This window comes from Cupriavidus sp. FW306-1B-F12B (assembly GCF_058781795.1).
On the sequence record NZ_JBYSXC010000006.1, the window covers coordinates 207,771 to 220,624 of the forward strand.

Annotated in this window: 13 protein-coding genes and 2 tRNA genes; 10 read left to right on the forward strand and 5 right to left on the reverse strand. The window is 66.2% G+C overall.

From position 1 onward, the window contains the following. Positions 1-6: 6 nt before the first annotated feature. On the reverse strand, positions 7-1,053 hold the full coding sequence (locus AC3WLE_RS12900; RefSeq protein ID WP_492321704.1) for a serine/threonine protein kinase: 1,047 nt from the start codon (positions 1,051-1,053) through the stop codon (positions 7-9). A gap of 187 nt (positions 1,054-1,240) precedes the next feature. On the opposite strand from AC3WLE_RS12900, the gene AC3WLE_RS12905 reads away from it, so the two are divergent. From AC3WLE_RS12905 to AC3WLE_RS12920, 4 genes are all read left to right on the forward strand, one after another. After that, a complete protein-coding gene (locus tag AC3WLE_RS12905) occupies positions 1,241-2,176 on the forward strand; it encodes a YicC/YloC family endoribonuclease (protein WP_492321705.1) in 936 nt (311 codons plus the stop codon). A gap of 31 nt (positions 2,177-2,207) precedes the next feature. After that, on the forward strand, positions 2,208-2,870 hold the full coding sequence (gene gmk / locus AC3WLE_RS12910; protein ID WP_010809225.1) for a guanylate kinase: 663 nt from the start codon (positions 2,208-2,210) through the stop codon (positions 2,868-2,870). A 105-nt stretch (positions 2,871-2,975) separates the two neighbouring features. Next, positions 2,976-3,179 carry a DNA-directed RNA polymerase subunit omega gene (gene rpoZ, locus AC3WLE_RS12915; RefSeq protein WP_006578656.1) on the forward strand — a complete coding sequence of 68 codons (204 nt, stop codon included), beginning with the start codon at positions 2,976-2,978 and terminating at the stop codon, positions 3,177-3,179. Between the two features lie 196 nt (positions 3,180-3,375). Further along, positions 3,376-5,787 carry a RelA/SpoT family protein gene (locus AC3WLE_RS12920; RefSeq protein WP_492321706.1) on the forward strand — a complete coding sequence of 804 codons (2,412 nt, stop codon included), beginning with the start codon at positions 3,376-3,378 and terminating at the stop codon, positions 5,785-5,787. A 111-nt stretch (positions 5,788-5,898) separates the two neighbouring features. Here the strand turns inward: AC3WLE_RS12920 and greB are convergent, their stop codons facing one another. Continuing rightward, positions 5,899-6,462 carry a transcription elongation factor GreB gene (gene greB / locus AC3WLE_RS12925; protein WP_492321707.1) on the reverse strand — a complete coding sequence of 188 codons (564 nt, stop codon included), beginning with the start codon at positions 6,460-6,462 and terminating at the stop codon, positions 5,899-5,901. Positions 6,463-6,618: 156 nt separating this feature from the next. On the opposite strand from greB, the gene AC3WLE_RS12930 reads away from it, so the two are divergent. The 3 genes from AC3WLE_RS12930 (at position 6,619) to AC3WLE_RS12940 (ending at position 7,425) form a co-directional block, all read left to right on the forward strand. Next, positions 6,619-6,695 (forward strand) — tRNA-Arg (locus tag AC3WLE_RS12930). Between the two features lie 213 nt (positions 6,696-6,908). Then, positions 6,909-7,169 carry a hypothetical protein gene (locus AC3WLE_RS12935; RefSeq protein ID WP_013955938.1) on the forward strand — a complete coding sequence of 87 codons (261 nt, stop codon included), beginning with the start codon at positions 6,909-6,911 and terminating at the stop codon, positions 7,167-7,169. Positions 7,170-7,349: 180 nt separating this feature from the next. After that, a tRNA-Met gene (locus tag AC3WLE_RS12940) sits at positions 7,350-7,425 on the forward strand. 144 nt (positions 7,426-7,569) lie between these two features. Here the strand turns inward: AC3WLE_RS12940 and AC3WLE_RS12945 are convergent. Next, the gene (locus tag AC3WLE_RS12945; RefSeq protein WP_035819589.1) at positions 7,570-7,851 is read right to left on the reverse strand and encodes a hypothetical protein; all 282 of its coding nucleotides are present in this window, start codon (positions 7,849-7,851) and stop codon (positions 7,570-7,572) included. A gap of 152 nt (positions 7,852-8,003) precedes the next feature. On the opposite strand from AC3WLE_RS12945, the gene AC3WLE_RS12950 reads away from it, so the two are divergent. Further along, positions 8,004-8,687 carry a Fe2+-dependent dioxygenase gene (locus tag AC3WLE_RS12950; RefSeq protein WP_492321708.1) on the forward strand — a complete coding sequence of 228 codons (684 nt, stop codon included), beginning with the start codon at positions 8,004-8,006 and terminating at the stop codon, positions 8,685-8,687. A gap of 57 nt (positions 8,688-8,744) precedes the next feature. On the opposite strand, the gene AC3WLE_RS12955 is transcribed toward AC3WLE_RS12950, so the two are convergent. Next, the gene (locus AC3WLE_RS12955) at positions 8,745-9,053 is read right to left on the reverse strand and encodes a hypothetical protein (protein WP_010809219.1); all 309 of its coding nucleotides are present in this window, start codon (positions 9,051-9,053) and stop codon (positions 8,745-8,747) included. Positions 9,054-9,211: 158 nt separating this feature from the next. Continuing rightward, positions 9,212-10,660, reverse strand: a complete 1,449-nt coding sequence (gene pdxR, locus AC3WLE_RS12960; protein ID WP_492357079.1) for a MocR-like pyridoxine biosynthesis transcription factor PdxR — start codon at positions 10,658-10,660, stop codon at positions 9,212-9,214. 142 nt (positions 10,661-10,802) lie between these two features. On the opposite strand from pdxR, the gene AC3WLE_RS12965 reads away from it, so the two are divergent. Continuing rightward, a complete protein-coding gene (locus AC3WLE_RS12965) occupies positions 10,803-11,246 on the forward strand; it encodes a carboxymuconolactone decarboxylase family protein (RefSeq protein ID WP_492321710.1) in 444 nt (147 codons plus the stop codon). A 137-nt stretch (positions 11,247-11,383) separates the two neighbouring features. Then, positions 11,384-12,826: a DUF2252 domain-containing protein gene (locus tag AC3WLE_RS12970; protein WP_492357087.1), complete on the forward strand. Its 1,443-nt coding sequence runs from the start codon at positions 11,384-11,386 to the stop codon at positions 12,824-12,826. Positions 12,827-12,854: the final 28 nt, after the last annotated feature.

Consider the following 12,854-nt stretch of genomic DNA (forward strand, 5'->3'; position numbering starts at 1 on the left):
TGTGATTCAGTCGACGCTCGCGCCGGGGACGGATTCGTCACGCCGGCGCAGCAGGGTCAGGAAGCGCGATGTCGCCGCGGGCCGCTCCGCCGGCGCCAGGGCCGGGGCTTGCGTCTGCGGCGCCAGCGCCTGTTCGCCGAGGGCGTTGGTCTGCTCGCGCAACTCCTTCTGCAGCCGGAACACGCTCTGCGGGCGCTCGGCCGGCGTCAGCCGCAGGCACCATTCGACCAGGTCCACCAGCCCGTTGGTGTAGCTGCTGCGCAGCCGCGCCAGGGCATCGCCCATGCGGTCTTCCTTTTCGCGCTGGTTGGCTTCCTGCGGCGGCATGCCGGCCATGCACGCGTAGAGCGTCGCGCCCAGGCTGTAGACATCGGTCCACGGGCCCAGGTCGGAATGCTTGCCATAGAGCTCGGGCGCGGCAAAGCCGGGGGTGTACATCGGCTGGAAGCGGGCCGCTTCCATGGTCAGGGTCTGCCGCGCGGCGCCAAAATCCAGCAGGATCGGGGATTCGTCCTCGCGCAGGTAGATGTTGCCGGGCTTGATGTCCAGGTGCAGCAGCTTGTGGATATGCACTTCACGCAGGCCGCTCATCAGGTCGTGGAAGACCTTGCGGATGAAATGCTCGCGCAGCACCTTGGGGCCGCCTTGCTGGCGGGCGGCCAGCACGTGCTCCTGCAGCGTCTTGCCCAGCTCATAGTTCATCACCATGTAGACGGTGGAGTTCTCGCGGAAGAAATTCACCACGCGCACCACGCTGGGATGGGAGATGCGGGCCAGCGAGCGGCCCTCTTCAAAGAAGTACTTCAGGCCAAGCCGGAACGCGGCGGCGTTTTCCTCGGGCACCACGGGGATCAGTTCGCCCGGGTTGCGCCGCGCCAGCGACGACGGCAGGTATTCCTTGATGGCAACCGGTGCGCCGGTATCGTCGGTGGCCAGGTAGACGAAACTGAACCCCCCGCTGGCCAACTTCTTTACAATACGATAGTTGGACAACAGCGTGCCGACGGGCAGCGGTGCACTCTTCGGTTGTGTCGTGCCCTTTGGCTCTGTCATGGGAATAGGGACCTGATTTGCCTCCGGATTGTCCGGGCTAATCGGTCACTTGTAAAGAACACAAATAAGGGCATTGTTGCCCTCCTTTCAACGTATTGAGAGCGTCCCCAGGATCCCTTGCGGGGCGCTCGAGGCGGGCGTGCTCGGGTCGCCAGCCCGGGGCCGCCGCCATTCACGAGAACATCCAATGATCCACAGCATGACAGGCTATGGCCTGGCGACGCGCCAGGCGCCATTGACCAACGCGCAAGGCGAGCCCAGCGGGCGCTCCGCGTCCGTTTCGGTGGAATTCCGCACTGTCAATTCGCGTTTCCTCGACCTGTTGTTCCGGGCCCCGGAAGAGTGCCGAGCCTTCGAGCCGGCCCTGCGCGAGATGCTGATGGCCGAGCTGTCGCGCGGCAAGCTGGAATGCCGCATCAACCTGCAGCGCACCGACACCGGCGGCGCCACCCTGGCCCTCAATGAAGGGCTGCTGGCGCAGATCCGCGCGCTGGAAACCACCGTCGCCGCCACCTTCGCCAGCGCCGGCACCCTGCGCATGGGCGAGATCCTGCGCTGGCCGGGCGTGCTGGTCGAGCCGGAACTGTCGCAGGAGGCACTGCGCGAGGCGGTGCTGGGCGCCGCGCGCGAGGCGCTGGACCAGTTGCTGGAAGCCCGCCGCCGCGAAGGCGACGCGCTCAAGGCGACGCTGGTGGAGCGCATCGACGCCATGCTGGCGATCGTCGAGCGCCTGACGCCGACCATCCCGCAGCTGATCGCGCACCACCAGGAAAAGCTGACCGAGCGCCTGCAGGAAGCCTTCAACCTGGCCGCGCCCACCGGCATGCCGTCGATGAGCCGCGACGAGATCGCCGAGCGCATCCGCCAGGAAGCCACCGTCTACGGCATCCGCATCGACATCGCCGAAGAGCTGTCGCGGCTGCAGGCGCACCTGAACGAGACCCGGCATATCCTGAAGAAGGGCGGCCAGGCCGGCAAGCGCCTGGACTTCATGATGCAGGAGCTCAACCGCGAGGCCAACACGCTTGGCTCCAAGGCCGCCGCCAAGGAACTGGCCGATGCCTCGATGGAGCTCAAGCTGCTGATCGAGCAGATGCGCGAACAGGTCCAGAATCTCGAATAAAGACAGCCCCAGGAATCACCAAAGAATCATCATGAGCCCAACGCCTCAATCCGCGCCTCACACTGCCATCGATACCGTCTACCCCGGCAACCTCTTCATGGTGGTGGCGCCGTCAGGAGCCGGCAAGTCGACGCTGGTCAACAAGCTGCTGTCGCAGGACCCGGCCATCCGCCTGTCGATCTCGCACACCACGCGCGCCCCGCGCCCGGGCGAGCAGGACGGGCGCGAGTACCACTTCGTCACGGTCGACGCGTTCCGCGCCGCGCGCGACCGCGGCGACTTCCTGGAATGGGCCGAGGTCCACGGCAACTACTACGCGACCTCGCGCGTGTGGATCGAGCAGCAGATGGCGCAGGGCAACGACGTGCTGCTGGAAATCGACTGGCAGGGCGCGCAGCAGGTGCACCAGCGCTTTTCCAACGCGGTCGAGATCTTCATCCTGCCGCCGTCGCTGACGGCTCTGGAAGAGCGCCTGAAAAAACGCGGCCAGGACGAGCCCAATGTGATCGTGCGCCGGCTGCTGGCGGCGGGCAGTGAAATGGCCCACGCCTCGGAGTCGGACTACGTCATCATCAATGAGGTCTTCGACGATGCTCTCGAGCAGTTGCGCAACGTGATCAGCGCCACGCGGCTGCGGTTTTCCTCGCAGAAAGCACGGCATACGGAGCTGTTTATCGAGCTGGGCATCCACTGAGCCGATGCCTGCCGATGACAGCTGCGCGGGGCGCCGCCGGCGTTTTCCGCCGCGTGCTGTAAAATAGCAACCCAACGTAAGGTTTTGTCCCAAGGTGGATTTGATATGGCGCGTATTACCGTCGAAGATTGTCTGAAACACATTCCGAATCGCTTCGAGCTCGCGCTGGCGGCCACGTATCGTGCCCGTCAGCTGGTGCAGGGCCACACGCCCAAAGTCGAAGCAAAGGACAAGCCGACTGTGGTGGCACTGCGCGAGATCGCGTCGGGCCAGGTCGGCATCGAGATGCTGAAGAAGGTCCCGACCTGATTGGTCAGGCGGCCCATGGCTTATCCTCGCATCGTGCCAGCACGTATCCAGCCGGATTCCAGGGGCCGCCGCCATGCCTTCGCCGCATTCGCCCTCCAAGCCTCCCTCCCAGCCGTCGCCGACTGCCGTGGCGCCGGCGCTTGGCGATGCGGCCCCGCCTACGGCGCGTAAGCGCACCATTCCGGGCCAGCCCTCCGTGAACGCGCGCACCGGCGCTCCCAATCTTCCCGATCCGCTCGGCGACGATGTCGTCGGCGAGCGTGCCGTCGCGCCCGCGCTGGCGCCGGGCAAGTCCAGGGGCGCGGCGCTGCAGGATGAGCTGGCCGCGATGCAGGATGTGGCGCCGGCGGCTGACAGCCTGTTTATCGACGCAGTGCTGGCGCAGTCATACCGGCACTTCTTCGGCCCGACCTCGCAGCCGGCGGTGCCGCCGCGCCAGCAGGTCATCTCCATCACCCGGCTGATGGAGAAACTCGCGTACCTGAAGGCGCCCGATCTGGCGCGCGTGCGCGAGGCCTTCCAGTTTTCCGACGAAGCCCACCTGGGTCAGTACCGCCAGAGCGGTGAGCCCTACATCACCCATCCGGTGGCGGTGGCCGAGCTGTGCGCGGACTGGAAGCTGGATGTGCAGTCCATCATGGCGGCGCTGCTGCACGACGTGATGGAAGACCAGGGCATCACCAAGAGCGAGCTGGCCGAGAAATTCGGCCCCAAGGTCGCCGAACTGGTCGATGGCCTGACCAAATTGGACAAGCTCGAATTCCAGAGCCGCGAGCAGGCGCAGGCGGAGAGCTTCCGCAAGATGCTGCTGGCGATGGCGCGCGACGTGCGCGTGATCCTGGTGAAGCTGGCCGACCGTACGCACAACATGCGCACGCTCGACTTCGTGCCGCCGGAGAAACGCCGCCGCATCGCGCTGGAGACCATGGAGATCTATGCGCCGATCGCGCACCGTCTCGGTCTCAACACGATCTACCGCGAGCTGCAGGAGCTGTCCTTCAAGGTCGGCTCGCCGTTTCGCTACGCCACGCTCGAGAAGGCCGTCAAGGCCGCGCGCGGCAACCGCCGCGAGGTGGTCAAGCGTATCCTGGAAGCCGCGCAGAAGGGGCTGGCCGACGCCGGCATCGTGGCCGAACTGTCCGGGCGCGAGAAAACGCTCTACAGCATCTACCGCAAGATGCACGACAAGCAGCTGTCGTTCTCGCAGGTGCTGGACGTATATGGTTTCCGCGTGGTGGTGGAAACGCAGATGCACTGCTACATGGCGATGGGCGCGCTGCACGGGCTGTACAAGCCCATGCCGGGCAAGTTCAAGGACTACATCGCCATCCCCAAGATCAACGGCTACCAGTCGCTGCATACCACGCTGGTGGGCCCGTTCGGCACGCCGGTGGAGTTCCAGATCCGCACGCGCGACATGCACCAGATCGCCGAGGCCGGCGTGGCCGCGCACTGGATGTACAAGCACCAGGCCGACCACGCCAACGATATCCAGCAGCAGGCGCACCAGTGGCTGCAGTCGCTGCTGGACATCCAGAGCCAGACCGGCGATTCGCAGGAATTCCTCGAGCACGTCAAGATCGACCTGTTCCCGGACGCGGTCTATGTGTTCACGCCCAAGGGCCATATCCGCGCGCTGCCGCGCGGCGCCACTGCGCTGGACTTCGCCTACGCGGTGCACAGCGACCTGGGCAACCAGTGCGTGGCGGTCAAGATCAACAACGAGATGTTGCCGCTGCGCACCGAGCTCAAGAGCGGCGATATCGTCGAGGTGGTGACGGCGCCGTACTCCAAGCCCAATCCGGCGTGGCTGTCGTTCGTGCGCACCGGCAAGGCGCGCGCGGCGATCCGCCACTACCTGAAGACCACCAAGCTCGACGAAGCCATCCAGCTCGGCGAGCGCCTGCTGGAACAGTCGGCGCGCCAGCTCGGCTTCGAGCTCAAGGCGGTGCCGCAGTCGGTGTGGGACCGCATGGTGCAGTGGACCGGCAACAAGCAGCGCGAAGACATCTTTGCCGACCTGGCACTGGGCCGGCGCGTGCCGGCGGTGGTGGCCAAGCGCATGGAGATCCTGCTCCAGGAGCTGTCCGGCGATGTCGACAGCGCGCTGCTGGCGGCGGTGCAGACCTTCGCCGGCGAAGAAGCGCCCGCGGTGCCGATCACTGGCGACGAAGGCATGTCGATGATCTTCTCGGCGTGCTGCCGCCCGATCCCGGGCGACTCCATCGTTGGCTACCTGGGCAAGGGCGAAGGGCTGCAGATCCACGTGCAGGACTGCAAGATCGCCAAGCGCCTGCACAGCAAGGATCCGGAGCACTGGATCGACGTGATGTGGGCCAAGAAGACCACGCGCGCCTTCGACGTGTCGATCAAGGTGATGGTGCGCAACGTCAAGGGCATCGTCGCGCGCGTCGCGGCGGACCTGACCGCCGCCGACGCCAACGTCGCGCACGTGGCCATGGAGCAGCAGGACGCCGGCCACCAGGAAGCCACCTATATGCAGTTCATCATCCAGGTGCAGAACCGCCTGCACCTGGCCAACGTGATGCGGGGCTTGCGGCGCAACCCCGATGTGATCCGCATCTTCCGCGACCGCAACGACGGCTAGGAGGCCATTTTAGGACGGCCCTGGCGTCGTTGCGCGGCCTTGCCGTACTACTTGTACTGTCTGCGGCCGCACGCCTAGCCAGGGCCGCCCTAAAACGGCCTCCACTCCAGGCTATTGTTTCCGCGACGGGTAGCGGACTTCCAGGATATCGATCTGCTCGACCCCGGCCGGCGTGCGCAGCGCCACGGTGTCGCCCTCGCGCGCCTTGATCAGCGCCTTGGCGATCGGCGAGATCCAGCTCACGTGGTTGCTGTCCAGGTCGACTTCATCCATGCCGACGATGGTGATGGTGGTTTCTTCGCCGGCGCGATTGGCGTAGGTGACGGTGGCGCCGAAGAAGATCTGGTCGTTGTCGCCCTGCAGGGACGCGTCGACCACTTCCGCCTTGTCGAGGCGGCGCGTCAGGAAGCGGATGCGGCGGTCGATCTCGCGCAGGCGCTTCTTGCCGTAGAGATAGTCGCCATTCTCCGAGCGGTCGCCATTGGAGGCCGCCCACGACACGATCTGCACTACATCGGGCCGGTCGACGTCGATCAGCTGCATCAGCTCATTGCGCAGGCGGTTGTAGCCTTCGGCGGTGATGTAGTTCTTGGTGCCGGGAGGTAGCGGCGTTGCGCCTTCGGGGAGATCGTCGTCCTCGTCGCCGGACGACTCTTTGACAAATGCCTTGTTCATGTTCCGGATCACTTCTTGGGTCTGTCATTATAGGAAAACGCCACAGGCGAACCTCGCCGGCGGGCATCTGCTGCGCCCCTTCCAAAGAAAGATCACAAAAAAGTTGCGAAGGGGCTTCCCAAAAATAAAAACTGGGTTATAATCTTTTTCTCGCGTGCGGCTGTAGCTCAGTTGGATAGAGTACTTGGCTACGAACCAAGGGGTCGTGGGTTCGAATCCTGCCAGCCGCGCCACCTATGCAGAAAGAAGAGGGCTTCCGGAAACGGAAGCCCTCTTTCGCTTCCGTCCTCTCGCCGTCGTGCCATTCGACTTGCGCGCCGCGGCTACCGTTCCCGCTTTCCACCTGCACCCGCGCAGACCTGCGATTGCTGCGTCACGCCTTGCGGTCGTGCGTGCGGCCTCCTAGGCTCGAATCAGGCACAACCTCGACCCTGGGAGCTGAGCGCATGGAAAACGCAGAGTGGCGCGTTGAAGAGTACCGCGGCATGGATGTCTATGTCCTGGTATCGCCGCAAGGGCAGGACAGCATCGGCCGTTGGGGCTATGAAGTCCGCGTGTCGCAGGAAGGCGCCGACCCGGCCGACGCGGGCGATACCGAGTTGCTTGCCAGCGGCCCGCAGCAGTTCGCCACGCGCCATGCGGCGGAGGTGGCTGCCTTCGGCGCGGGCTATGCCCTGGTGGACCGGCTGCTGGGGCCCGCCGAGTAAGAGCTGCGCGTCATTGTGGTTGGCGCAACGGCTTATATCATGCCGTGATCTATTGCTATTGAGGTGGCAAAGCCAGGCGCATTGCATGACGGCGCGAGGCGGGAACGAACGATTTCATGCGCACGGCAAAATAGCGCTTGCCATGCGCGGATGAATCGCCCATAATCCGTCTCCTTCAGACGCGGGGTGGAGCAGTTGGCAGCTCGTCGGGCTCATAACCCGAAGGTCGCAGGTTCAAGTCCTGCCCCCGCAACCAACGCCTTATATTAGTATCCAGCGGCATTCGCCGCAGTCCTTCAAGGCGTTGTTCTCAAGGCCGTCCGGCCTGACTCACTCACTGCTCCGATGTCATTCCGCGCAACCCAAAGGCATGCCTTGCAGCGTTCGTGCGCTTGCACCACTAGGTGCGCACCAGTTCCGCCGCACGCCTGAAGGTATCGCGCACCAGCGGCTGGTCTTCACGCTCCGCGGCGTCGGCATGCTCACGCAGCCGCGTGGCCAGCACCGTCAGTGTTCCTTGCGCCTGCGGCCCGCCCGCGGCCTGGCACTTGGTTACCGCTTCGCGCATCACCGCATCGAGCTCGCCGCTGACATCGGCACCATCGAAGGCGCTCACCGAGAGAGCCGAGATGCGTTCCAGGTAGAGATTGACCAGCGCTTCATCGTGTAGCGGTTCGGACATGTCGGCTCCTTGTCGGTGACGGGGATACAGAACCCATTGTAGTGAAGCCCGCCGCCTGCACAGGATCAAACAGTAATGATTCTTGTTCGGGTCCCTGCCGCGCTTCCCATACAATGTGCACCTGCCCGATTCATCCCGACATTATTGCCATCATGATGCTGCAGATTCCCGACGTACTGTCCAAGGCCCAGGTGGCGCAAGTCCGGCAGGTCATCGACGCGGCGGCGTGGGCCGACGGCAATGAGACCTCGGGCTACCAGTCGGCGCTGGCCAAGCGCAACCTGCAGTTGCCGGAGGGCTCGCCGGCGGCGCGCCAGGTGGGCGACCTGATCCAGGACGCGCTCGGCAATAACGCGCTGTTCTTCTCGGCGGCGCTGCCGCTGAAGGTCTATCCGCCGCTGTTCAACCGCTACGAGGGCGGGCATACCTTTGCCAACCACGTCGACAACGCGATCCGCTACCTGCGCGGCACCAGCTTCCGCATCCGCAGCGACCTGTCGGCGACGCTGTTCCTGACCGAGCCGGAGGAATACGACGGCGGCGAACTGGTGATCGAGGACACCTACGGCCAGCAGCGCGTGAAGCTGCCGGCCGGGCATATGGTGCTGTACCCGGCCACCAGCATCCACCACGTGACGCCGGTCACGCGCGGGGCGCGGGTGTCATCGTTCTTCTGGATCCAGAGCATGGTGCGCGACGATGGCCAGCGCGCGCTGCTGTTCGAGCTGGACGCGCGTATCCGCCAGGTGGCGCAGGAACTCGGCCAGGCGCATGAATCGGTGATCGGCCTGACCGGGGTCTATCACAACCTGCTGCGCCGCTGGGCGGACGCCTGAACGCCGGCGGCGCCCTCACGAGGGCGCTGCATAACGTCAGCCAGCAAGCAGGCGCGGCTATCCGTCGCGCCGTCGCTGCATCTGCAACAGTTCGATCGGAGAGGGCTGGATGCGCCGCCGCGCGGGGCGCAGCGCGCGGTTGGGCCACAGCACGTAGTTGGTGTGCGGATCCAGCGGCTTGCCGAAGTACGAGACCCAGACCTGAACGCCGTGCTCGGTTTCGGCAACGATGGCCGCGACGGCGCGCGCCGCGGCGGAAGGGGACTTGAGCAGTTCCGCCAGGGCTTCGACGCCCTGCACGACATGGTGCTTCACCCCGGCAAACCATGCGTACTGACGCATGGCGGACAACAAACGCTTGGTCATGAACGCGACTCTGGTTGTGTGGAAAGTGCGAATGAGACCCGCACGCTTCCGGTTTGTTCACGTCGGTTTGCGAAATACCAGCATGACTGCGGCGCCATGTCGCTGTGATGGCATGCGCGCGGCATGCGTCACCTGGTATCGCTCCTGTGCGGCCCGCATCACGTGGCGTGCGCCGGCTCAGGTACCAGTGCAGAGAGTACCATTGCCAGCCGGTCCAGGGCAGGATCGATATCCAGCAGGTCGATGGCGCCGAAGCCCAGCAGCAGCCCCGCGCAGGTAGCAGGGGGCGTGGCATAGCAGGGATCGAGCGTGGCAAGTGCCAGGCCGGCCAGGCGCGCGGTCGAGACCAGTGCCTCGGACGCCACCGGCACGCGCAGCCGCGCCGCCAGGTGGAAGCCCGCCATTGCCGGCAGCGGCTCCAGCCACGGCGACAGGTCGCCGTGCAGCCGCGCCAGCAGGCGGGCGCGGCGCTGGGCGTGGCGCGCGTGCGAGCGCCGGATATGGCGCAGCAGGTGACCCTCGGACAGGAAGCGCGCCAGCGCCTGCTGGATCAGCGTCGGCGTGTACCAGTCCATCAGGTGCTTGACCTTGCGCGCGGCCGGCATCAGCCAGGGCGGCATCACCAGGTAGCCGCCGCGCAGGTTCGCCACCAGCGTCTTCGAGAACGTGCCTAGGTAGACCACGCGGCCATGCCGGTCCAGCGTCTGCAGTGCGTCCAGCGCCTGGCCGCCGTAGCGGAATTCGCTGTCGTAGTCATCTTCCAGGATCACCGCGTGGCGGCGTGCCGCCCAGTCCAGCAGCGCCTGACGCCGCGCCAGGCTCATCGGCACGCCCAGCGGCGACTGGTGCGATGGGGTGACATAGACCAGCGTGGCATCGTTCGGCAGCGCCTCCACCACCAGCCCTTCACCATCGACCGGCACTGGCACCACCCGTGCGCCCAGCCCCTGGAACAACGAACGCGCCATTGGATATCCGGGATCCTCCATCGCCACCACGGCGCCGGGCCCGAGCAGCAGCCGGGCCAGCAGGTCGATGCCCTGTTGCGCGCCGCCCGTGACCAGGATGTCGGTCGGCATGCTCTGCACGCCGCGCGTGAAGGCGATATGGCGGGCAATGGCCTGGCGCAGCACCATCTCGCCGGCCGGATCGGCGGCGCTGGGCGGGCGCTGGCGCTCGGCGGCCAGCGCCGCGCGCACGCAGCGCGACCAGGCTTCATGCGGAAAGCGCGTGGTATCGGCCTGCCCCGGCTGGAACGCATAGCGCGCGCCGCCGCCGGAGTCCAGGAACGGCGTCGGTACCGCCATCCAGCGCTGCACGGCAGGCGGCAGCACCGGCGCCGCCGCCATGCGCACGGCCGGGCGGGTCAGCCCCTCGGCCACATAGGTGCCGTCGCCGACGCGCGCGTGCAGCCAGCCTTCGGCCACCAGCCGTTCATACGCCGTGGTCACCGTCTTGCGCGCCACGCCCAGCTGGGTGCCAAGCAGGCGCGTAGGCGGCATGCGTGCGCCGGCCTCGAGCCGGCCGCCCTGGATCGCGTCGCGGATCTGGTGGACGATCTGCGCGGTCAGGTCGCTGGCTTGGTCCAGGGCGAGATGCAGTTCCATAAGGTACGCGTCGGTCAGGATTGGTCTACTGATTCTGCCGGAAATTGGCGGTGTACGGGGCCAATCGATGGGTCTATCTTTCATCCCAACGGGCGCGACACCAGTGCCCGCCGAATCCAACCTGTCAAAGCGGAGATCGATCATGGAAGAACGGATGAACTGGCAAGACGTGGCCCCTGACGCCTACAAGGCAATGGTTGGCCTGGAGGTCTACCTGGCACGCTGCTCGCTGGAGACCACGCTCAAGGAACTGGTGAAGATCCGCGCCTCGCAGATCAACGGCTGCGCGTTCTGCCTGGACATGCACATCACCGATGCGCGCAAGCATGGCGAAAGCGAGCGCCGCCTGAACCTGCTGCCGGCCTGGCGTGAAGTGAGCTGGTTCACCCCGCGCGAGCGCGCCGCGCTGGCGTGGACCGAGGCGCTGACGCTGCTGCCGCAAAGCCAGGCGCCGGATGCGGACTACCAGGACTTGCGCGAGCAATTCTCGGAAAAGGAAATGGCGGACCTGACGCTGCTGATCTCGGCCATCAATGCATGGAACCGCTTCGGCGTCGGTTTCCGTCGCCAGCCGCCCGCGCTCTGAGCCACGGCGCACATCCGCCCGACCTCAGCCTGACCCGCGCCGTGGCCTGCCGATTGACAAGCCGCGGCGCAGTGCATTAGCTTCTGTTGCAGATGCTGCACAAATGGCAACCGCTGGCGGCGCCGGCATGGGGGGGCATGGTGGCGACACGTCAGGAGGGCGGGCAAGCCGGGGCCGAGGGTACGGTCGAGGCCCGGCGCGAGCGCGGCAGGGCCGCCCGCCAGCAGGTGCCGCGCGGTGCGCACGAGGCCATTGGCAACGTCGACCGCGACCCCGTCGAACTGCTGGAAATCAGCAGCCAGGGCCGGGTTGAGCGGCTGGTGCCGCTGCGCTACGGCCGCATGATCCAGTCGCCATTCGCCTTCTACCGCGGCAGCGCCATCATCCAGGCGCACGACCTGGCCAGCACCGCGGATTCCGGGCTGCATATGCAGATCTGCGGCGACTGCCACCTGGCCAACTTCGGCGGCTTTGCCACGCCCGAGCGCGCGCTGCTGTTCGACCTCAACGACTTCGACGAAACCAGCCCCGGTCCGTGGGAATGGGACCTCAAGCGCCTGTGCGCAAGCTTCGTGGTAGCGGCACGCCACCTGCGGCACAAGTCCGCTGTGGCCGAAGACGTGGTGCGCGAAGCGGTGGGCAGCTACCAGCGCCGCATGCTCGCCTATGGCGAAATGGGCATGCTCGAGACCTGGTACGACCGCATCACCTTCGAGCGGCTGCTCGAAGAAGAAACCTTGCCCGAAGTCCAGAAACGCATCCGGCGCGGCATGGAGCGCGCCGCCGACCGCACCCACGAGTCGCTGTTGCCCAAGCTGGCCGAGCGCATCGGCGACCGCTGGTCGATACTCGATGCGCCGCCGGCGATCTTCCACGTGCGTGGCGAGCAGACGCTGTTCGGGCCGGGCGACGACTGGCTGGCCGCCAGCGACGCGGACCTGGCGCTGGACCAGGCCTACCACGACTACCTGTCCACGCTGGCCCCCGACCGGCGCCGGCTGCTCGGCCATTTCACGCGCCATGATGTGGCCTTCAAGGTGGGCGGGGTGGGCAGCGTGGGCACGCGCTGCCTGGTGCAGCTGATGGTGGACCAGCATGACAAGCCGCTGTTCCTGCAGGCCAAGGAGGCCACCAGGTCGGTGGTGGCGCGTTACTTCAAGAGCGCGCCGACCGCGCACGAGGGCCGGCGCGTGGTCGAGGGCCAGCGCCTGATGCAGGCCGCGAGCGACCTGTTCCTCGGTTGGACCAAGGGGCCGTTCGGGCGGCACTTCTATCTGCGGCAGCTGCGCGACATGAAGCTGTCGGCACAGATCGAGCTGATGGATGCCGAGCTGTTCGGCCGCTATGCCTCGCTGTGTGGCTGGGTGCTGGCCCGCGCGCACGCCAAGGCCAGCGGCCTGGCCGCCGAGGTCAGCGGCTACCTGGGGCGCAGCGACCGCATGGCCGACGTGATGGTAGGCTATGCCAATGGCTATGCCGACCAGGTCGAGCGCGACTATGACCAGTTTGTCGCCGCGTGCCGTTCGGGGCGCCTCGAGGCGCGCACCGATGCCGACATGGCTGCTGATTTCCGCGTTTAGCCCACGCGTCTTGCCAGGCCAGGAGTCT